Source organism: Nocardia sp. CA-128927, assembly GCF_050955855.1.
Lineage (GTDB): Bacteria > Actinomycetota > Actinomycetes > Mycobacteriales > Mycobacteriaceae > Nocardia.
This window is the reverse complement of sequence record NZ_CP192087.1, coordinates 8,856,417-8,876,111: the sequence shown is the minus strand read 5'-3', so window position 1 is coordinate 8,876,111 and position 19,695 is coordinate 8,856,417. Positions and strand designations below refer to the sequence as shown.

The 19,695-nt window shown below is 68.6% G+C and carries 20 protein-coding genes; 10 read left to right on the top strand and 10 right to left on the bottom strand.

Annotated features, from left to right (window positions below; genetic code table 11):
- Positions 1–28: 28 nt before the first annotated feature.
- The 3 genes from ACQPW1_RS41260 to ACQPW1_RS41250 are packed head-to-tail and all read right to left on the bottom strand — an operon-like array spanning position 29 to position 3,526.
- Positions 29–532 (bottom strand): nitroreductase/quinone reductase family protein, encoded by a 504-nt coding sequence (locus ACQPW1_RS41260; RefSeq protein WP_433658543.1) that lies wholly within the window; start codon positions 530–532, stop codon positions 29–31.
- Between the two features lie 36 nt (positions 533–568).
- Positions 569–1,804, bottom strand: coding sequence for an Rv3212 family protein (locus ACQPW1_RS41255; RefSeq protein WP_433658541.1), 1,236 nt, complete (start codon positions 1,802–1,804; stop codon positions 569–571).
- Positions 1,805–1,831: 27 nt separating this feature from the next.
- Positions 1,832–3,526, bottom strand: coding sequence for a DEAD/DEAH box helicase (locus tag ACQPW1_RS41250; protein ID WP_433665478.1), 1,695 nt, complete (start codon positions 3,524–3,526; stop codon positions 1,832–1,834).
- 447 nt (positions 3,527–3,973) lie between these two features.
- On the opposite strand from ACQPW1_RS41250, the gene ACQPW1_RS41245 reads away from it, so the two are divergent.
- The 3 genes from ACQPW1_RS41245 to ACQPW1_RS41235 are packed head-to-tail and all read left to right on the top strand — an operon-like array spanning position 3,974 to position 6,702.
- Complete coding sequence (locus ACQPW1_RS41245; protein WP_433658539.1) at positions 3,974–4,831, top strand: SCO6745 family protein; 858 nt, start codon at positions 3,974–3,976, stop codon at positions 4,829–4,831.
- Between the two features lie 55 nt (positions 4,832–4,886).
- Positions 4,887–5,954: an alpha/beta fold hydrolase gene (locus ACQPW1_RS41240; protein WP_433658537.1), complete on the top strand. Its 1,068-nt coding sequence runs from the start codon at positions 4,887–4,889 to the stop codon at positions 5,952–5,954.
- A 58-nt stretch (positions 5,955–6,012) separates the two neighbouring features.
- A complete protein-coding gene (locus ACQPW1_RS41235) occupies positions 6,013–6,702 on the top strand; it encodes a ferritin-like fold-containing protein (RefSeq protein ID WP_433658535.1) in 690 nt (229 codons plus the stop codon).
- A gap of 2 nt (positions 6,703–6,704) precedes the next feature.
- On the opposite strand, the gene ACQPW1_RS41230 is transcribed toward ACQPW1_RS41235, so the two are convergent.
- On the bottom strand, positions 6,705–7,541 hold the full coding sequence (locus ACQPW1_RS41230) for a helix-turn-helix transcriptional regulator (RefSeq protein WP_433658533.1): 837 nt from the start codon (positions 7,539–7,541) through the stop codon (positions 6,705–6,707).
- 102 nt (positions 7,542–7,643) lie between these two features.
- On the opposite strand from ACQPW1_RS41230, the gene ACQPW1_RS41225 reads away from it, so the two are divergent.
- Together ACQPW1_RS41225 and ACQPW1_RS41220 are read left to right on the top strand one after the other, a co-directional pair.
- Positions 7,644–8,198 (top strand): YceI family protein, encoded by a 555-nt coding sequence (locus tag ACQPW1_RS41225; protein WP_433658532.1) that lies wholly within the window; start codon positions 7,644–7,646, stop codon positions 8,196–8,198.
- A 229-nt stretch (positions 8,199–8,427) separates the two neighbouring features.
- Positions 8,428–8,655: a DUF3107 domain-containing protein gene (locus ACQPW1_RS41220; RefSeq protein ID WP_433658530.1), complete on the top strand. Its 228-nt coding sequence runs from the start codon at positions 8,428–8,430 to the stop codon at positions 8,653–8,655.
- A gap of 74 nt (positions 8,656–8,729) precedes the next feature.
- Here the strand turns inward: ACQPW1_RS41220 and ACQPW1_RS41215 are convergent, their stop codons facing one another.
- Positions 8,730–9,386 (bottom strand): TetR/AcrR family transcriptional regulator, encoded by a 657-nt coding sequence (locus ACQPW1_RS41215; RefSeq protein WP_433658528.1) that lies wholly within the window; start codon positions 9,384–9,386, stop codon positions 8,730–8,732.
- 504 nt (positions 9,387–9,890) lie between these two features.
- Between ACQPW1_RS41215 and ACQPW1_RS41210 the strand changes: the two genes are divergently transcribed.
- The 3 genes from ACQPW1_RS41210 to ACQPW1_RS41200 all read left to right on the top strand — a co-directional run bounded on the left by ACQPW1_RS41210 (position 9,891) and on the right by ACQPW1_RS41200 (position 13,109).
- Positions 9,891–10,877, top strand: a complete 987-nt coding sequence (locus ACQPW1_RS41210) for a DUF3152 domain-containing protein (protein ID WP_433665477.1) — start codon at positions 9,891–9,893, stop codon at positions 10,875–10,877.
- A 96-nt stretch (positions 10,878–10,973) separates the two neighbouring features.
- Entirely contained in the window at positions 10,974–12,158 is a 1,185-nt protein-coding gene (gene moeZ, locus ACQPW1_RS41205) for an adenylyltransferase/sulfurtransferase MoeZ (protein WP_433658526.1), read from the top strand.
- Between the two features lie 96 nt (positions 12,159–12,254).
- The gene (locus ACQPW1_RS41200; protein ID WP_433658525.1) at positions 12,255–13,109 is read left to right on the top strand and encodes a TIGR02569 family protein; all 855 of its coding nucleotides are present in this window, start codon (positions 12,255–12,257) and stop codon (positions 13,107–13,109) included.
- A gap of 85 nt (positions 13,110–13,194) precedes the next feature.
- Here the strand turns inward: ACQPW1_RS41200 and ACQPW1_RS41195 are convergent, their stop codons facing one another.
- On the bottom strand, positions 13,195–14,703 hold the full coding sequence (locus tag ACQPW1_RS41195; protein WP_433658523.1) for an MFS transporter: 1,509 nt from the start codon (positions 14,701–14,703) through the stop codon (positions 13,195–13,197).
- A 211-nt stretch (positions 14,704–14,914) separates the two neighbouring features.
- A complete protein-coding gene (locus ACQPW1_RS41190) occupies positions 14,915–15,586 on the bottom strand; it encodes a FadR/GntR family transcriptional regulator (RefSeq protein ID WP_433665476.1) in 672 nt (223 codons plus the stop codon).
- Positions 15,587–15,651: 65 nt separating this feature from the next.
- Between ACQPW1_RS41190 and ACQPW1_RS41185 the strand changes: the two genes are divergently transcribed.
- A complete protein-coding gene (locus tag ACQPW1_RS41185) occupies positions 15,652–16,908 on the top strand; it encodes a CynX/NimT family MFS transporter (RefSeq protein ID WP_433658521.1) in 1,257 nt (418 codons plus the stop codon).
- An 87-nt stretch (positions 16,909–16,995) separates the two neighbouring features.
- Here the strand turns inward: ACQPW1_RS41185 and ACQPW1_RS41180 are convergent, their stop codons facing one another.
- A complete protein-coding gene (locus ACQPW1_RS41180) occupies positions 16,996–17,193 on the bottom strand; it encodes an alpha/beta fold hydrolase (protein ID WP_433658519.1) in 198 nt (65 codons plus the stop codon).
- A 99-nt stretch (positions 17,194–17,292) separates the two neighbouring features.
- Here ACQPW1_RS41180 and ACQPW1_RS41175 point away from each other — a divergent pair, with 99 nt between their 5' ends.
- Positions 17,293–17,892 (top strand): WHG domain-containing protein, encoded by a 600-nt coding sequence (locus ACQPW1_RS41175; protein ID WP_433658517.1) that lies wholly within the window; start codon positions 17,293–17,295, stop codon positions 17,890–17,892.
- A gap of 21 nt (positions 17,893–17,913) precedes the next feature.
- Here the strand turns inward: ACQPW1_RS41175 and ACQPW1_RS41170 are convergent, their stop codons facing one another.
- Both ACQPW1_RS41170 and ACQPW1_RS41165 read right to left on the bottom strand, forming a co-directional pair.
- Positions 17,914–18,366: a hypothetical protein gene (locus tag ACQPW1_RS41170; RefSeq protein ID WP_433658515.1), complete on the bottom strand. Its 453-nt coding sequence runs from the start codon at positions 18,364–18,366 to the stop codon at positions 17,914–17,916.
- Positions 18,367–18,396: 30 nt separating this feature from the next.
- The gene (locus ACQPW1_RS41165) at positions 18,397–19,653 is read right to left on the bottom strand and encodes a YhgE/Pip domain-containing protein (protein WP_433658513.1); all 1,257 of its coding nucleotides are present in this window, start codon (positions 19,651–19,653) and stop codon (positions 18,397–18,399) included.
- Positions 19,654–19,695: the final 42 nt, after the last annotated feature.

Below are 19,695 nucleotides of genomic sequence, written 5' to 3'. Positions count from 1 at the left end.
CCTACCGTCCGGCCGGTGTTTCCGCCGGTCAGCTGGCCTGTCCGAGGGTCAGCACGACCAGCGGCAGCGGTCGCTCGACCTTGGACTGGTAGTCCGCGAGCAGCGGGTTGTTGGCGAGCGCCCACCCGGCGAACTCGTCGTACTCCGCGCCTACGAGGGCGCGTGCGGTGCCCTGGTAGGTCTCGCCCCCGAACTCGAGCGTGACCCGCTGGTCGGCCTTCACGTTGTGGTACCAGGCCGGGTAACTGCCCTCGATGAAGGAACTCACGTACAGGGTCTCGTCGCGGCGCAGCACGCCGAGCGGGACCACGTGCTGCTTGCCGCTCTTGGCGCCGGTGCTCGTCAGCAGCACCAGTTCGGCGCCCGCATAGGAGCCGCCGACCTTGCCGTCGTTCGCGCGGAACTCATCGATGACGCCGTCGTTCCACTGCGCGACGTTTGCCGCGGAGAGTTGATTCCACGGAGCGTCGGGATCGTCGAACGAGGTGATGTTCTTGGCCGAATCCGTTGCGGGGGTCTGCGGTTCGCTCATGCCCGCAGTCTGCCGGAGCCCACCGACAAGTTCGGGTCAGCCGAGGGCGTAGAGCTCGGTGCCGCGCTGCTCGAGGATGGTCGTGCCGAGTACCGCGAGCGAGATGGGCGCGCCGTTGTAGTCGGAGCGGCCCACCGGGATGCGGCCGACCTCGGCGCCGGAGGTGGGATCGAGGGCGGCGATCGCGCCCGCGGTCGGCATCAGCAGCCTGCCCGCCATCATGGTGGGCGAACCGAGCGCGTTGGCCGCGGTCCAGATCGGGTCGAAGGTGCTGCCGTTCAACGCGATTACGCTGTTGCCGGTGAAAACCAGGTAGGCCGAACCGATTCGGGTGGTCGTCGTCTTGTCGCTGAGCGGCGCCGAAAGCTGGTGCACCACAATCGGATTACCGGTCGCGTCGTAGACGGCGAGCCGCGGTGCCGCCGCTTCGACGCCCGCGGCTGCGGGGGTGCCGGGCAGGTAGAGCACGATCCTGCTGTCCGACACGGCAAGTACGCGTGCGTCGGGGGAATCCGCTCCCGGACCGGCCAATACGTGCGAGCCGAATTCCTCGGGCACCGTGTTGTCCTTCGGTGCGGGATTCAGCATGGTCAGCCGGTCGGCCGCGTCGTCGGGGCAGCGTTCCAGCACGCCGAGCCGGGACGGGCTCGAGCCCGACGACAGCAGCGTGCAGCCTTTGCGCGGTTGGGTTTTCACGTTGACCGGTGCGTCGACGAACCCGTATTCGATGGTGCGCACCAGGTCCGAGCGCCACATCTCGAGCCGCTTCGGTCCTTGCGCCAGCACGTAGGTGCCGTCGACCGACAGGCGTACGGACTCGTCCATGTAGCTGCTGCGCGCGGTGCGCCGGGCCCCGCTGTCCCCGGCCAGCAGGGTGGACTGGCTGCAGCCGCGTTCGTCGCGGTAGACCGCGACCACGGTGCTGAACTGGCCTTCGATCCCACAGAGCGGCATGTCGCGCCGGTAGTGCCACAGGTCCTGGCCGGTGCGCGGATCGTGGCCGGTGACCGTGCCGTCGTCGCCGGTGACGACGACGCCTGCCGAGGTCAGTGCCCGGCTGCTCGCGGAGTCGGGCGCATGCCACAGCTCACGGAGCGAGGTGGGTAGCTGGTCGGCCGCGATGGGGGTCGGCACGGGCGAGCTCGCGGTCACCGACTCGGTGCCGTTCGCATCGCCGCGCACCCAGACCAGCACCGCCGCGATCACCACGAGTACGGCGATCGCGGCAGCGGAGACGACATCGGCGCGCGTTCGCCGCTCGGGTGCGAGCACGGTTGCGAGAGTAGCGGATCCGGCCGGTCAGACCGAAGCCGTGGCAGGCTCTACCGTGCTACCACTGTCTTCGGTGGCGTTGTTACCGGCGGGCTTACGGCGCCGGCGCCTGCGGCGCACGGGCTGATCGCCCGACTCCGCGTCATCGGATCCGTTGTCGTTCGAGGCGTCGACGGCAGTGGTTTCGCCGCCGTTGTCACCCTCGCCCGCGGGCTTGCGCCGACGGCGCCGGCGACGGGCCGGCTGGTCGCCGTTCTCGTCGGCGGGTGCGTCATCGGCGGGGTGTGCGCCGTTGCGCTGCGCCGAGTCCTCGGTGCCATTGGCGGCGGTGCCGTTGGTGGCGGCGCCGTCCCCGTTGGTCCCGTTCTCGTCGATCGGCTGGCCGCGCACGGTGCGCTTGCGGTTGCGCTTACGCGGGGCCCGCGCCGTGCGTTCCACCACGACCGCGTCCTCGTCCCGCTCCACCTTGGCCTTGCGGACCATGCCGGACACGCCCTCGGGGATGCCGAGTTCGGCGAACAGGTGCGGCGAGCGCGAGTAGGTCTCCACCGGCTCGGCCATACCGAGGCTGAGGGCCTTGTCGATACCGGCCCAGCGGCCCAGCTCGTCCCAGTCGATCAGCGTCACCGCGATACCGGTGCGCCCGGCCCGGCCGGTGCGCCCGATCCGGTGCACGTAGGTCTTCTCGTCCTCGGGGCACTGGTAGTTGATGACGTGCGTGATGTCGTCGATGTCGATGCCACGCGCCGCGACGTCGGTCGCGACCAGCACGTCGATGCCGCCCTTGCGGAACTTGTTGAGCGCCTTCTCGCGGGCGATCTGCCCGAGGTCACCGTGCACGGCGCCGACCGAGAAACCGCGCTCGGCGAGATCGTCGGCGACCTTCTGCGCGGTGCGCTTGGTCCTGGTGAAGATCATCGTCGCGCCGCGGCCCTCGGCCTGCAGGATCTTGGCGACCAGCTCGGCCTTGTCCAGCGCGTGCGCCCGGTAGACGAACTGCGCGGTGCGATCGTGGATCGCCGTCTCGTGCGCTTCCTCGGCCCGGATGTGCGTCGGGCGGCTCAGGAACGTGCGGGCCAGGGTGATGATCGGGCCCGGCATGGTCGCCGAGAAGAGCATGGTCTGGCGCTTGTCCGGGACCATGGTCAGGATGCGCTCGATGTCCGGCAGGAAGCCGAGGTCGAGCATCTCGTCGGCCTCGTCCAGCACCAGCACGCCGACCTTGCCGAGGATCAGGTGGTTCTGGTTCGCCAGGTCCAGCAGGCGGCCCGGGGTGCCGACGACGACGTCCACGCCGGTGCGCAGCGCCGCGATCTGCGACTCGTAGGGGCGGCCACCGTAGATCGAGGCCACCTTCAGCGGGCCCTGGTGGTTGGTCAGGTACTTGCTCGCGTTCTCCAGGTCGGAGGTGACCTGGATGCACAGCTCACGCGTCGGCACGATGACCAGCGCGCGCGGCGTGCCGTCCAGCGGCGTGGTGCCGGTGTCGGCGGTGGCGATGCGGTGCAGCAGCGGTACGCCGAAACCGAAGGTCTTACCCATGCCGGTGCGCGCCTGACCGATGAGATCTTCACCGGCGAGCGCCAACGGCAGGGTGAGTTCCTGAATGGCGAAAGTACGTTCGATGCCGATCTCGTCGAGCGCGCGGACGATTTCGTCGCGAACGCCCAATTCGGCAAATGTGGGTGCGGTATGTGTCGCGTCCAGTTCAGCGGTCAACAGCGTCTCCGCTACCCCGGGTTCCTGTTCGACAGTGATCTTGCTCAGGTTCGTGCCTTCCTCGTAATCGCGTCCCGCGCGCACGAGGTGGGGCGGACCGGTCGGCCCGCGACGACCACGTCTCCGCCTGTGATACTCACCCGGCCACGCTCCGGATGTCTTCGGGTGCTGCGACTGGGCGGCGACCTCGGGAGACATCGGCGCGGCGCACTGGTGATGCGGAGCTGGTGCGCGCACATTTTCCTGGACGACGAAAGCTCGGCTCGTAATGCCGATCGGCCGGTACCGCGGGGCGGTGCACGCACAGATCTGGCAACTCATCGAGCGAAACTTTTCGTTGTCCGGTGCGATTGTAGCGTGATATTGTGCGCGACTCGAATTAGCGTCGGCGTTAATTCGGAAACCGAACTCCGGTTTCGCCGCGCCGTTCATCGACGTACGCTGCGCGACATGGCAATTCATCCCGCGCGGAAACTCTGGAAGACTCTCGAGCCACTACATGACGTGGTCTATTTCGGGACCGGTGTCAAGGAGGCAGGAGTCGCGATCGGTCTGCGCGGTTACTGGCAAACCTACTTCGCATTTCGGGCGGCGCCGCTCGGTGCGGTGACCCCGGCCACAGTGCAGGCGATCTTCGCCGGTTTCCATCCGGAAATGGTGCGCAAAGCGCTGCCAGGGGCCTGGTCGCGGGCCACACCCGAGCAGTGCCTCGAGGTCCGGCTCGACCTGTCCACCGCGCTGCTGCGTGGTCTCGGCGCGGGCGAGGCGGAGTGTTCCCGCGCGGTCTCCCTGCTCGCGCCCGCGCAGGAACAGGCCGACCCGACCGGCAGGCCGCTCTTCGCGGCGAACGCGGCGCTGCCGTTGTCCGCGGACCCGGTGGGCGCGCTGTGGCAGCTGACCACCTCGTTGCGCGAGCATCGCGGCGACGGCCACGTGGCCGCCTTGGTGACGCACGGCCTGACCGGGCGTCAGGCGATGGTCATGCAGGCGGCGGCGGGCAAGGCGACGGAATCGGTGCTGCGCGGGGCGCGCGGGCTGTCCGAACGGGAGTGGGCGGACGCGTTCGACGAGTTGCGGGCCAGGGGAGTGGTCGAGGGGGAGCCGGTCAGCCCGGCGCTGACCGGCAGCGGTGCCGAACTGCTCGGACGGGTCGAGGCGAGCACGGACGACGCGGCCTGGAACGGCGCGCTCGCGGTGCTGTCCGTCGACTCCGTCACCGAGTTGACCACCTCGCTCGCGCCGCTGGCCGACCGCGTGCGCGACACCATCGTGCCGCCGGCGAATCCGCTCGCCATGGGCAAGGTGTGACCGCAAACCGGACTTGCCTGTTACCGGCGGTACCGAGATGTGAGACATTTTCGGGGTGAATATCGCGGACACCGTCACGACCGCCGCCCGCAACGCGTGGGCGTTGACCTTCGGTTCGGGCGTCGAGGCACCTGATCCCACCCCGTCGACGGTGCTGTGGGACGAGCCGCACCGGCAGCTGCGTCGCTTCGAGCATCGCCCCGGCGATGCCGAAAGCGCCGCGACCGCAACGGATTCCGCGGTGCTGCTGGTGCCGCCGCTGGCCGCGCCCGCCAGCTGCTTCGACCTACGCCCCGATCAGAGCCTGGCCGGGTTCCTGCTGGAGACCGGCCGCGCGCCGTACGTGATCGACTACGGCGACATCACCTTCGCCGACCGGCGGATGGGCTTCGAGGACTGGATCGACGAGATCCTGCCCGAGGCGGTGCTGCGCACCTCCGCCGATCGCGACGGCAAGCCGGTCGATCTGGTGGGCTGGTCCCTCGGCGGCACCCTGGCCTTGCTCGCCGCCGCCGCGCATCCCGAGCTGCCGATCCGATCCATCACCGCGGTCGGCGCCCCGCTGGACTACGACAAGATGACCGGCATCCCGCAGCTGCGCGCGGTCGCCAAGCTCACCGGCGGGATCGGCACCTCGACGCTGGTGCGCGCTGCGGGCGGCGTGCCCGCGCCGCTGACCAGAATCGCGTACAAGATCACTTCCTGGGACCGTGAGCTGACCCGCCCGTGGTTCGTCGCCAGCAATATCGCGCGCACCGAGACGCTGGCCCGAATGGAAACCATCGACCGCTTCATGGCCGAGATGCCCGGCTACCCCGGCCGCTTCTACGGCCAGCTGTGGGGCCGGTTGATCCTGAACAACGACATCGGCCGCGGCGTCGTGCAGCTCGGCAAGCGGCGCATCGAGCTGGCTCAGGTGAGCGCCCCGGTGCTGCTGGTCGGCGGTCCCACCGACGTGATCACCGCGGCCGCCGCCGTCGAAGCGGGCACCCGAACGCTCACCGGCGCCGCCTCGGTTCGCTACGAAACCTCGCCCGGCAGCCACCTCGGCATCCTCACCGGGCCCGAGGCGCGCAATTCGACGTGGGCGTATCTGGACAAGTTCCTCACGGAGAATGCGTGAAATCGGACAAGTTTCGCTCCCCATCGGCATGACCGGTGACGAGTACTAGGCTGGGGTCATGGGAGCACAGTCACCTACCGCGCTGGGTGTTTCGTCGACCGATTCCGTTCTCGCCGATCATCCCGGCGTCGTAGATCTGTTCGCGGTCCTCGCCTACGGCGAGATCTCCGCGTTCTACCGGCTGGCCGAGGAAGCCAAGCTGTCGCCGACGCTGCGCGGCAAGGTCGCGGTGGCCAAGATGGCCTCCGCCGAGATGGGCCATTTCAACGCGCTGGAGTCGGCGCTGGCCGAGCGCGGCGTCGACATCTTCGACGCGATGGCGCCGTTCGTGCGTGCCCTCGACGCGTACCACGCGTCCACCGACCCCTCGACCTGGCTCGAGTCGATGGTGAAGTTCTACGTCGGTGACGGCATCGCCGCCGACTTCTACAACGAGATCGCCGGCGCGCTGCCGCCCGAGGTCGCCGAGGTGGTCCGCGACGTGCTCGCCGAGACCAGCCACTCCGAGTTCGTCGTCGAGGAGGTGCGGCGCGCGGTCGCGACCAGCCGCTCCGAACGCGACCGGCTCACCCTGTGGGGCAGGCGGCTGCTCGGCGAGGCGATCACCCAGGCGCAGTACGTGATGGCGCAGCGCGACGAACTGACCGAACTGGTGCTCGGCGCGGCGGGCGACCTCAATGGCATTGCCGCGCTGTTCGAGCGCATGCAGGCCAGCCACGCCGAGCGCATGGCGAAGCTCGGGATCTGACCCTATTCGTTGACGGCCGCCGGTCGGACCAGTCGCAGGCCGTGCGTCTGCGCCTGGGCCTGATCGGTGAGCCACACGATGACGCTCTGATCGTGGTCGGCCTCGAGGGTTTCGAACGGCACCTGCACCAGACCGTGTACCGGATGATCGATGTGCAGCATGCCGGAAACCCGGGCCCCGACGTGATGCGGCTTCCACCGGGCCGCGAAATCCGGGTGGTGCCGTAGCGCCTCGATCGTTTCCAGCAGCGAGTCGTCACCCGGCCAGCGCAGCTTGGCGCGGGACAGCGCGGCGGTGAACATATCCGCCGCCTCGGACCAGTTCCGCAGCACCTGCCGCGCGGTCGGATCGTGGAACGTGTACCAGGCCAGGTTCGGCTGGCCCTCGTTGTCGAGCAGGCCGAGCGGCGAAACGAAGTCCTCCCAGGCCGCGTTCCAGCCGAGCACGTTGAGCCGGCGGCCGACCACGAACGCCGGTGTCGGCTGCAACGCGCGCAGGATCGACTGAATCGTGTCGGCGACCTTCTCCTGGGCGGATTCGCTGCCGGGACACTGTGATTCGTTGCCGGAGGCCAGCGCCAGCATGCTGAAGTGATGGCGCTCGTTGCCGCGCAGCAACAGCGCGTCGGCGATGGCGTCGACCACCGACACCGAGGGGTTGGTGTCGCGGCCCTGCTCGAGCCTGGCCAGGTAATCCGCGCTCACTCCCGCGCGGACGGCGACCTCCTCGCGGCGTAACCCCGGCGTCCGGCGTCGCCTGCCCTCCGGCATGCCGACGTCGCCGGGTCGCAATTCGGCGCGCCGTGCGATGAGGAATTCCGCGAATCCGTTCCGTGCCATGGGTTCCATCGTGCCGTGTCCTAGGAGGCTTAGCCTCGCCCTGTCAGGTCCAGGATAACGGCGGTCTGGTTAACGGACCGTGGTCCGGCAAAGGTGGTTGGTATGACAACTTCTTCCGAATCCACCACGACCGCCCAGTCGCTCAAGCCCGGCTCCTGGACCCTGGACACCGCGCACTCGTCGGTGGCCTTCACCATTCGCCACCTCGGCATCTCCAAGGTGCGCGGCGGATTCACCAAGTTCGAGACCGAGTTCGTGGTCGACGAGTCCGGCGCCGCCACCCTCGGTGCGACCATCCACCTCGAGTCGTTCGACACCGGCAACGCCGACCGCGACGCGCACATCCGCACCGCGGACTTCCTGGACGCCGCGAACCGCCCGACGCTGACCTTCCGCGCCACCGAGCCGGCGCAGATCGCGGAGAGCTTCGAGGTCGAGGGTGAGGCCACGATCGGCGGCATCACCAAGCCGGTCACCCTGGACGTCGAGTGGGGCGGCGTGCAGGAATTCGGCGCCACCGGCGACCGGCACGCCGGATTCTCCGCCACCGGCACCATCAAGCGCACCGACTTCGGCGTCGGCGGCCCGCTGCCCGGCATGCTGAGCGACAAGGTCAACATCGAACTCGAGATCCAGCTCATCGAGCCGAAGGGCTGATCTCGGACGCACATGGGTAACTCGCCGGGGACGGGCTAACCCGACAAGCCCGTCGCCGCCGGTCGCCAACGTCACCGCATTGGCACCTAGGTCTGGCCTGAATACGCGGAGAGGCGGAAGAGCCCGTCTCCATGTTCGCTGTAGGCGCAGGCATGCGTATGCCATGGCGGCGTTGCCCTGCACTAGCCTTGGATCGACAGCACAGGACTCTTACGTTCGGAGGTTGGCCGTGGAGGTCAAGATCGGTATTTCGGATAGCCCGCGCGAGCTCTTGATCAACAGCTCGCAGACCCCGGAAGAGGTCGAGACGCTGGTGTCCGGTGCGCTGAACGGCAGCGGCGGCGTCGTGGCCCTGACCGACGACAAGGGTCGCAAGTTCCTGATCCAGGCCTCGAAGGTCGCCTACGTCGAGATCGGCACCGTCACGAGCGGTCGAGTCGGCTTCGCCACCGTTTGATTTCTCGGCCTCGGGCCGACAGCAACGAGCCCCTGCAACCTTCGGATGCAGGGGCTCGCTTTGTTCGAAGTACTTCAGTCGATCGGGTGCAGCGGGACGCGCGACAGACCACCCCAGGCGAGGGAGACGGTCGTGTCGACGGCCTCCTCCTTCGGGATGGGCCGGTCGGCCTCCAGCCAGTAACGCGCGGTGAACTGGCTCGCACCCACCAGGCCGACCGCGAGGATTCGCGCCCGGTAGGGGTCCAAGCCGGAATCGTGCGCCACCACATCGAACACCGCGTCGACGCAGGCCTCGGTGGCCTGCTCGACCCGGCGCTGCACCTGCGGCTCGCTGGTCAGGTCGGACTCGAAGACCAGTCGGAAGCCCTGCATCTCGTTGTCGACGAAATCGAAGTAGGCCTGCACGGCGGCGCGCACGCGCTGCCGGTTGTCGGTGGTCGACCGCAGCGCCTGTCGCACGCTGGACACCAGCATGTCCACGTAGTTCTGCAGCACCGCCAGGTACAGCTCCAGCTTGCTGGTGAAGTGCTGATACAACACCGGCTTGCTCACTCCGGCGCACTGCGAGATCTCGTCCATGCCCGCGGCGTGGTAGCCGCGCTGAACGAAGACTTCGCTGGCCGCCGCGAGTAGCTGCAGACGACGCTCATCACGCGGAAGCCGGGTGCCGCGTTTGGCGGGCTCGGACGACGATCTACGAGACGCCATCCGGTCCACGAGGTCAGTCATTTCGGCTCTCCCAGTTGATTCCCCGGCAAGGGGTAAGCACCGGGTATCCCAAGAACGATACTCGGTTGTTGCCCGCCCGCAGACCGGCCCCGGAGAACTGGTGGAGCGCGGTGAGAAATGTCGCACCCCGCGGCCGATGTGGCGTGCCCGACGGCGGCGCTTGCACCCTGTGAGAACCTGGTGTTCGTGACTTTCCGCGCCGACCGACCCGGGGAGCGGCATGCCGACCCTCCGGTTACGTCCGGCGGCGGGCGCGATTCGCGCCGCCGTGCTGGCCCCGGCGCGTCCGGTTCCGTAGGGTCGGAACCCGTGGCAAGGTCAAGCCCAGATGCCCGACCGGGCGCAGCGGCCCGCACGGGTGCTGCGCCACCGCTCGATGCCGAAGACGGCGCCAGCCGTCGACCGGACCGTGCCGCGCGACCCAACGGGGCCGCGCGATCAGCGGATCCCCTTGCTCCCCAGTCCGATTCGCCCGCGCCGCGCCGTGACCGCAACGGCGTCGAGATCTATGACCCGCTCGGCCTCTACGGTCAGCCGGACCGCTCTCATCAACCGTTGCGCGCCAGTTGGGATCCCACCGCCGCGACCGAGGGCCGAACCAGGGACCGTCCCGAGCGCAGCGTCAAAAAGCAAAGCGCCCTAGGACGATTCGTCTCCACCTACGGTTGGCGGGCGTACGCGCTGCCGGTGCTGTTCGCTGTCACGGTACTGGTGGTCGTCGACGCGGTGCGCGGTTCCGACCCGGCGGCCACGGTCAGCGGCATGCCCGGCCTCGGCCATCTGAGCCCCCGCGCCGCGAACAACGGCATCATCGGCGGACCGACCGGGGACGGCCACTTCCCAACCGACCTGCCCACCGGTGCCCTGCCGCAAGGCGGCAACTTCGCCGAAACCGGCACGGGCACCTGGCATGTGGTGCCGGGCAGCACCGCCCAGATCGGCACCGGAACCGACTCGGTCTTCCGCTACACCGTCGAGGTCGAGGACGGCGTCGACACCTCGGCGCTCGGCGGCGACGAGTCGGTGGCGAAGCTGATCGAGTCCACCCTCGCCAACCCGAAGAGCTGGACGCACGACCAGAAGTTCGGGTTCCGCCGGGTCGACCAGGGCGACACCGACTTCCGCGTCTCGCTCACCTCCCGCGAATCCAGCCGCAAGGCCTGCGGCTTCGAGATCCCGATCGACTCGTCCTGCTACAACGCCGACCTCGGCCGGGTGGTGCTCTCCGAGGTCCGCTGGGTGCGTGGCGCGATCGCCTTCGACGGCGACATCGGCTCCTACCGGCAGTACCAGATCAACCACGAGGTCGGTCACGCCATCGGCTATCACCAGCACCAGCCGTGCGAGACCGACGGCGGCCTGGCCCCGGTGATGATGCAGCAGACCTTCGGCACCAAGAACAACGACATCGCCGCCCTCGAGCCGGACGGCGTGGTCCCGATGGACGGCAAGCGCTGCCGCTTCAACCCCTGGCCGTACCCCCGAGGTTGACCCGATCGCCCGTGCGCGACGATAGGTCGGGAAGAACGGTCTGATCGCGGGTGTTGCACATGCAGATCGACCCATTCGATTCGAGGAGTCCTGGACGTGTCATCACCTAAGTCCCTGCCGCCGCTGGTCGAGCCGGCCGCGGAGCTGACCAAGGACGAGGTCGCCCGCTACAGCCGCCACCTCATCATTCCCGACCTGGGCGTGGACGGGCAGAAGCGACTGAAAAACGCCAAGGTGCTGGTGATCGGCGCGGGCGGGCTCGGCTCCCCGGCGCTGCTGTACCTGGCCGCCGCGGGCGTCGGCACGCTCGGCATCGTCGAGTTCGACGAGGTGGACGCGTCCAACCTGCAGCGCCAGATCATCCACGGCGAGTCCGACATCGGCCGCCCGAAGGCCGACAGCGCGCGCGACTCGATCCTCGAGATCAACTCCGGCATCGACGTGCGGCTGCACAAGATCCGGCTGGAGCCGGAGAACGCCGTCGAGCTGTTCGCCGACTACGACCTGATCGTCGACGGCACCGACAACTTCGCCACCCGCTACCTCGTCAACGACGCGGCGGTGCTGGCGGGCAAGCCCTACGTGTGGGGCTCCATCTACCGCTTCGAGGGCCAGGTCTCGGTCTTCTGGGAGGACGCACCGGACGGGCGCGGCATCAACTACCGCGACCTCTACCCGGAGGCCCCGCCGCCGGGCATGGTGCCGTCCTGCGCCGAGGGCGGCGTGCTGGGCGTGCTGTGCGCGTCCATCGGTTCGGTGATGGTGACCGAGGCGATCAAGCTGATCACCGGCATCGGCGAGCCGCTGCTCGGCCGCCTGATGGTGTACGACGCACTGGACATGAACTACCGGACCATCAAGCTGCGCCGCGACCCGGAGCGTCAGCCGATCACCGAGCTGATCGACTACGAGGCGTTCTGCGGTGTGGTGTCCGAGGAGGGTCAGGCCGCCGCGGCCGACTCGACGGTCACCGCGCGCGAGCTGAAGGATCTGCTGGACGCGGGCAAGGAGATCGAGCTGATCGACGTGCGCGAACCGGTGGAGTGGGACATCGTGCACATCGAGGGCGCGAAGCTCATTCCGAAGGACCGCATCCTGTCCGGCGAGGCGCTGTCCGAGCTGCCGCAGAATCGTCCGATCGTGTTGCACTGCAAGACCGGTGTTCGTTCCGCCGAGGCACTGGCCGCGCTCAAGCGCGCCGGTTTCTCCGACGCCACGCACCTGCAGGGCGGTGTCATCGCCTGGGCTCGGCAGATCGACCCCTCGCTGCCCGTCTACTGATCCACCGAAGGACGCTGTGACCCCGGCCGAAGCGGTCGGGGTTGCAGTTCGGCGCGGCGTCCTGTACAGCGTCCACCCCGGCGGTACGGTACGGCCGTGACTTCTGTGGAACCCCCCGAGCACGTGCGTGCCACGTTCGGTCTGCGCGAGGTTTCCCCGGTCACCCTGGGCGACTGGGAGGGTGGCTGGCGGTTCGGGGATGTGGTGCTCAGCCCGGTCGCCGATCACGCGCGCGCGGCCTGGTCGGCGAAGGTGCGCGAGACGCTGAAGGTGGACGGGTTACGCCTGGCCCGCCCGGTGCGCGCGACCGACGGTCGCTACGTGGTCTCCGGCTGGCGTGCCGACACCTATCTCGAAGGCATTCCGGAACCCAGGCACGACGAAGTGGTTTCGGTATCGCTGCGCCTGCATCAGGCCACCACGCATCTCGAGCGGCCCCGGTTCCTGGTGCAGCCGCCGGTGGCGCCGTGGGTCGATGTGGACGTGTTCGTCGCCGCCGACCGGGCCGCCTGGGAGGCGGTACCGCTGCGCAGCCTGCGCGCGGGCGGCACGCTGCCCTCGGCGGACTCGCCCGACGGGCAGCGCAGCATGGAGCTCATCGGCCAGCTGGCCACCCTGCGCAAGCCGGTGCAGACGCCCGCGCAACTGGTGCACGGCGACCTGTTCGGGACGGTGCTGTTCGCCGGCACCTTCACACCCGGCCTCACCGACATCACGCCGTACTGGCGGCCCGCGCCGTGGGCGGCCGGGGTGATCGTGGTGGACGCGCTGGCCTGGGGCGGTGCCGACGACGGACTGTTGGAGCGCTGGCGGGATCTGCCGGAGTGGCCGCAGATGTTGTTGCGCGCGGTCATGTTTCGGCTCGCGGTGCATGCACTGCACCCACGTTCGACACCGGAGGCGTTCCCCGGTTTGGCGCGCACGGCGGACATGGTCCGCCTGATGGTGTAGCGACACAGAAACGTCGGCCGCCGAAAGCCGGAGCCTTGTGGCTCGCTGACTTTCGGCGACCGACGTATTGATTACGTTGCGCCGCTTACACCTTGGCGTAGGCCAGCGACGGCACCCGCTCGACGGCGAACGAGGACCGCAGGTAGAACCACCAGGTGACCGCGCCCATCAGCAGGAACGCCACCGCGTAGCCCCAGAACGCGGGCGCCATCGTGTGATAGTGAATGTTGGACAGCCGCAACGCTTGTTGCAGCAGCCAGCCGCCCGAGGCGCCGACCGCGCCGATCACGCCGATCGCCGCACCGGCCTGCCGCCGGGCCGAGGCGGTCGACTCGGTGAGGTCGAGACCGTGCTCGGCGGCGTACTTCTTGGAGATCACGCTGAAGATGGTCGGGATCATCCGGTAGGTCGAGCCGTTGCCGATGCCGGTCATCACGAACAGCACCAGGAACGAGATCAGGTACAGCGGAAAGCTTTTCAGCTCCAGCGAGGCCATGATCAGCGCCACCGAGACCGCCATGCCGCCGAACACGAACAGGGTGATCTTGGCGCCGCCGATCTTGTCGGAGACCCAGCCACCGAACGGACGGCTGAACGAACCGACGAACGCGCCGAGGAAGGCGAGATTGCCGATGGTGCTGATCCAGCCGATATTGGCCAGGCTGGGGAAGTTGGCCTTGATCAGCGTCGGGAAGGCGAAGGAGAACCCGATGAACGAGCCGAAGGTGCCGACGTACAGCAGCGCCATCACCCAGGTGTGCTGGTTGGTCAGCGCCAGCTTGTAGGACTTACCGTCGGACTTGGCGGTTGCGATGCTGTCCATGTAGCGCAGCGCGCCGACCAGCGCGGCCAGGATGAACGGGATCCACACCAGGATGGACAGCGTGATGCCGAAGCGGTAACCCGCCGGATCCTTGGCCATGATGTGCGTGCCGAGCGTGATCAGCAGCGGCAGCACCAACTGAGTCTGTGCCACACCGAGATTGCCGCCCGCCGCGTTGATGCCGAGCGCCGCGCCCTTCTTGCCCTCGGGGAAGAAGAAGTTGATGTTCGACATCGACGAGGAGAAGTTGCCGCCGCCGACACCGGCGAGCGCGGCCAGGATCATGAACACCCACATCGGCGTGCCCGGCTGGTTGACGAAGTACGCCAACCCGAGCGTGGGAATGAGCAGCATCGCCGCGCTGAACGCGGTGAAGGCCCGGCCGCCGAACTTCGGGATGGCGAAGGTGTACGGGATGCGCAGGGCCGCGCCGACCAGCGTCGGGGTCGACGACAGCAGCAGCGCGTTGCTCACCGCGGTCGGGTCGCCCTTGCCGAGTCCGGCCAGGAAGCCGAAGCCCGCGGCACCCATGCTGGTGACCACGGTGCCCCAGATGACCCAGATGCTGAAGCCGAGGTTCTCGGCGAACACCGAGAAGATCAGGTTCTTGCGCGCGGTCTGCGCACCGCCGGACTCCCAGAATTTCAGGTTGTCCGGCTCCCACTGCTCCAGCCAGCGTCCGCGGGTCTGGTGTTGGAAGGGCGGCGGGTCCGATGGAGCGTCAGTCGCGGTTTCCGACTCGGTGCCGGTGGCGGCTGCGATGGCAGTCATCGGCTTCCTCTCGTTCGCACTCGACCGGCCCTCATCGCGGCACTGGCGCCGCCGGCGGAGTCGAGTTGCTTAGCTACGGTCGTTTCACAACGTAGGGGCCGGTTGTTGCGGCATCGTGGCTTCGCGTGACGTTCGAGGCAATTCCGACTCACACGGACAACGGACGCCAAGTGAGAGTTGCCCATTCGACGTCCGTTCCGGCGAAGTAGTGCTACCGCACCTCGGGGTATTCGGCGATGAGGGTGTTGAGGAAGCAGCGGGCCGCCTCGGCCGCGCGCTGCGGATCACCGTCGATCACCGCGTGTACCAACTCGGCGTGTGCCTCGGGGTACGAGTCGTCGGACTTCAATGTCCGAGCCCGGATCACCTGTTCGATGATCGGCAGCAGCGAGTCGTAGAACTCGAGGTAGACCGCGTTGTGGCTGGCGACCACGATGGCGCGGTGCAGCTCGACGTCGGACTCGATCGCGGCCGGGCTGTCGTCGTTGTACGCCTTGTCCCGCTCGCCGAGTAGCTGGAGTAGGTTCGCGATGTCGGCGTCGTCGCGGCGGCGCGCGGCCAGCGCGGCGGCCGTGGTGTCGAGGGCCAGGCGGAGTTCGAGGACGTCGCGTTCTTCGGCGTCGGCAAAGTACTTGCCGAGTGTCCCGCCGAGGTCGGAGGAGGCGATCACATAGGTTCCCGAACCTTGGCGTCGCTCCAGCATCCCCGCGTGGACGAGGGCCTGGACGGCCTCGCGCACGGTGTTTCGACCCGTTCCGGTGAGCTCGGTCAGCTCCGGTTCGGTAGGGATGCGGGAGCCGATGGGCCAACGGCTGGAACGAATTTCGGCACGCAGCTGCTCGGTGACCTGGGCGATGAGGCTGGTGCGCCGGACTGGTTGCACTGCCATAGAGTACCGCTCATCACAAATCATTGCCTCCTATCATCCGGTCATCCTATGATTTCGCAGTGACTGCAACCCTCCAGAAAACCCCGACCCAGCCGGAATCACCCCAGGTCGGGCAGCGTCGGCGCGCGCTGACGGAGGGTCGTCTCCTTGTTCTCGCGGCCATCGTTATGTCCGCGCTCACCCTCCGCGTCGCCGTCACCGCGTTCAGTCCGCTGGCCGAACGCATCGGTAACGACGTGGGCTACGGCACCGCGGTGGTCGGCGTCTTCGGCATGATCCCGACCGCGATGTTCGCGCTGTCCGGCCTGCTGACCCCCGTGCTCGTCCGTCGCTTCGGGCTGGAGCGCACCGCGCTGATCGCCATGCTGATGGCGGGCACCGGCCAGCTGGTCCGGGTGCTGCTGTCTGGCACCGCCGAACTCCTCGTCTTCTCCGCGCTGGCGCTGGCCGGCATGGGCATCGGCAACGTGGTGATCCCGCCGCTGGTGAAGCGGTACTTCGCCGATCGGCTCGCGGTGGTCAGCTCGCTGTACATCATGTCGGTGCAGCTCGGCACCGTGGTGCCCGCGTTCATCGCGGTCCCGATCGCCGACGCGCACGGCTGGCGGATCTCGCTCGGACTCTGGGCGGTCCTCGGTTTCGCGGCCATGGTGCCGTGGATCGGCGTGCTGCGCGACCGGCGCGGCCGCGATGTCAACGACACCACCGCACTGCCCACCGACGCGCCGCGTGCGGGCCGCGTCTGGCGTTCCCCGGTCGCCTGGGGCATGGCGGGCATGTTCGGTATGACGTCGTTGATCACCTACGCGATGTTCACCTGGCTGCCCAAGATCCTCAGCGACGCCGGAGCAAGCGCCGGGTTCGGCGGCTCGATGCTCGGTCTGTTCGCGGTAGTGGGTCTGGCCGCGGCACTCAGCGCGCCCACGATCGTCACGCGATTCCGCAATCCGTTCCCCGTCGTGGTCGGCTGTGCCGTCTTCTTCATCGCCGCCTTCATCGGACTGCTCGTCGCCCCGATGAGCGTGCCCATCCTGTGGGTGGTGTTGCTCGGCCTCGGCCCGAGCACCTTCCCGATGGCGCTGACCCTGATCAACTTGCGCACCAACACCCCCGGTGGTTCCGCCGCCCTCTCCGGATTCACCCAGGGCGTCGGCTACGCGGTCGCCTGCATCGGCCCGCTGCTGTTCGGCGTGCTGCACTCGGTGACCGACGGCTGGCTCGCGCCCTTCGCGCTGCTCGCTGTCGCCGTGCTGGTGTTGCTCGCGGGTGCCTGGCTGGCCTGCAAGCCGCGCATGCTCGAAGACACCTGGAGCTAGCCACATTCGGACCCACGGCCTGGTATGCCCGGCCGTGGGTCCGAATAGCGGCGTCAGGCCGGGACCCTCGCGACTACGGGTTCTGCGTCACCGTTCGGCGGCGGCGCTGATCAGTTCCGCGATGGCGTCGGGTGCGCCGAGCATGGCGACATGGCCGGTGGCGACCTCGACGGTGGTGGCATTCATCCGTTCGGCCATGAGCCGTTGTCCCGCAACGGGAATCATCTGATCGCGGGTAGCGATGGCGTAGTAGGACGGCAGGCGCTGCCATGCAGGCGGCCCCATGGCTTGTTCATGAGTGTGGCCTCTCTGGTGGTCCTGGTAAGTTGACGGTGTCAACTTATGGTTTCGATAAAACAGCGGTGGAAAGTGTGGTGACTGCGGATGGCCGGCTCGACGGTCCGACGGGAGCACTACCACCATGGCGACCTGCACAATGCGCTGGTGGCGGCGGCTGTCGCGCTGGCCAGAGACGGTGGTCCGCAGGCGGTGGTGCTACGCGAGGTCGCGCGGCAAGTCGGGGTTTCGGCGACCTCCGCGTATCGGCATTTCGCCAACCATCTCGATCTGCTTGCGGCGGTCAAGACGCACGCGCAACGGGCGCTCACCGCGGCCATGCTCGCCGAACCGGTGCCGGATCAGGCCGATCCGGGTTTGGCGGGCCTGCACGCCTTGGGCCGCGGGTATCTCAGGTTCGCCAAGACCGAGCCGGGCTGGTTCCGTGCCGCGTTCGATCAGCACACGCCGACCCCTGCGGGCTCGGAGTCGTTCCGCCTGCTGTCCGAGGCGCTGGACGAGCTGGTGGCCAGCGGGCGCATGCCGGCCGCCCGGCGCCCCGGCGCGGAACTCTCGGTGTGGGTCACGGTGCACGGCCTAGCCGAGTTCCTGCTCGACGGTGGCCCGCTGAGCACGCTCGGGGATGCCGAACGAGAAAACACCATCGCACGGACCCAGCGCTTCATCACCGACGCGCTGACCGGTTGAGCCGCAAGCTGTTCGGGGTCATCAGTGGTGGCGTTGCTGACGCGCCGCGCGCCGCTCGGCATGGCGGTCGTCGCGGGCCGCTCGTCGGGTGGCGCGCTCGTCCCGTTCGGTCTGGTAGCCGGTCGCGTCGGTGATGACCAGGCGACCCCAGGTGACCTGGCCGGTGATTCGCAGCCGGGGCATGCCGGGTTGCGGTCGGCGGCCGGGGGTGAGATCGACGCCCGAGCCGGTGGCGCTGAGCTGATCGGTGTCCACTGCCCACTCGTCCGGCACGATCAGGACGATCTTGCCTGCCCGGCAGTCGACGCGGATCTCGACCTCGTCGTGCGCGCACTCGGCCGTGGTGAAGTCCAGGGTGACGGCCCCCATCGTCGAGGTCGCGACGATCGAGGCGGGCACCTGCCAAGCGCCTGTCTTGACCACGGCGCCAAGGGAACTGTTCAGGATCAAGGGCTCGGGCGTCGGAGAAGTCATGGTGTGTCCCGTCTTTCGGAGTGGGGTTATTCAGGCGCGGTCGGCCCGCGCGCGTTCGTCGACGCTGACGCGGTGGCGACCGGTGCGGTCATAGAAGGCGGTGACGGCCAGTCCGGCGGCGAGGGCGGCCACCAGCCACAGGGCGATGGCGACGACGCTGACGATCACACCGTTGCCGGTGACCGGAAAGATCAGGTCGCGGGCGGCGTCGGTGGTGTGGCGCATCGGCAGGATCTGGCCGAGCCACCGGAACACCTCCGGCTGTAGTTCGGGCGGGTAGGCGCCGCCGGAGGACGGAACGCCGAACACCACGAGGACGATCGTGGCGACCAACGCGCCCGGTGCGCCGAAGACGGCGAGCAGGACGAGCGGAAGTACACCGGCGGTGGCGACCGCGAGCACGGACAGACCCCACAGGCCCAGCGGATGCTGGGCGGGCATGCCGAGCGCGAGCACCGCGACGGCCTCGATCACCGTGCCTGCCACGACCGCGCAGCCGATCATCAGCCCGGTTTTGGCCAGTAGCGTGTGCACCCGGTTGATCGGCAGCGGCGGGTGGGTGGCGCGCTTGTGCAGGAACTCCCGTGGCGTGAAACCTAGGACGCCGTCGACACCGGAGTGCAGCAGTTGGGCGAGCAGGAATCCGGTCAGGATCAGCACCAGCGTGTAGTAGAACGCGGCCATTCCGCCCGCGCTGTGCGCCGGGATCGGTCCGACGGGAGTGAGCGTGACCCGGATCGGGTCGGCGACCAGCGCCGAGGTTCCTGGGTCCGCGGTCGCTGCGGTGAGGTTCGCGGCGCGAGCCGACTCGAATCGCAGCTCGGGGGACAGTTCCGCCAGCACGGCTTGTGCGATGCCGCTGGCGGTACCGCTGGCCGCGGGGCCCGCAATCGGGTTGGTCAGCACAGTGACTCGGACCGTGTCGGGTCCGCCCCGCAGGTCGTTCAGCGCGGCGACACGGGCGGTGAAATCGGCCGGGATCACCACCGCGGCGTAGGCGGCGCCCGTGGTGAGCAGCTCGCGGGCCTGCGCCTCGGTGGTGACGGGAAGCCAGTGTGCGGCCTCGTGTGCGCGCCCGGTCAGGACCTCCCCGGTCAGTACGGTGCCCAGATTCTGGGTGCCGTTGCCCTGGTCGGTGTCGGCCCAGACGATGGGCACCCGCTGGGTCGGGGTGTCGGTGTTCAGTGTGCCGCCGAGGTATCCGACGGTCAGCACGACTGCCAGCAGCGCGCCGAACAGGGTGAACACCCAGATCTTCGGGCTGCGCAGGAGTGCGGTGGCGTGCATATCCTTCGTCCTTTGGTTCGCTGACCGAGCGTGCCGCTCGCA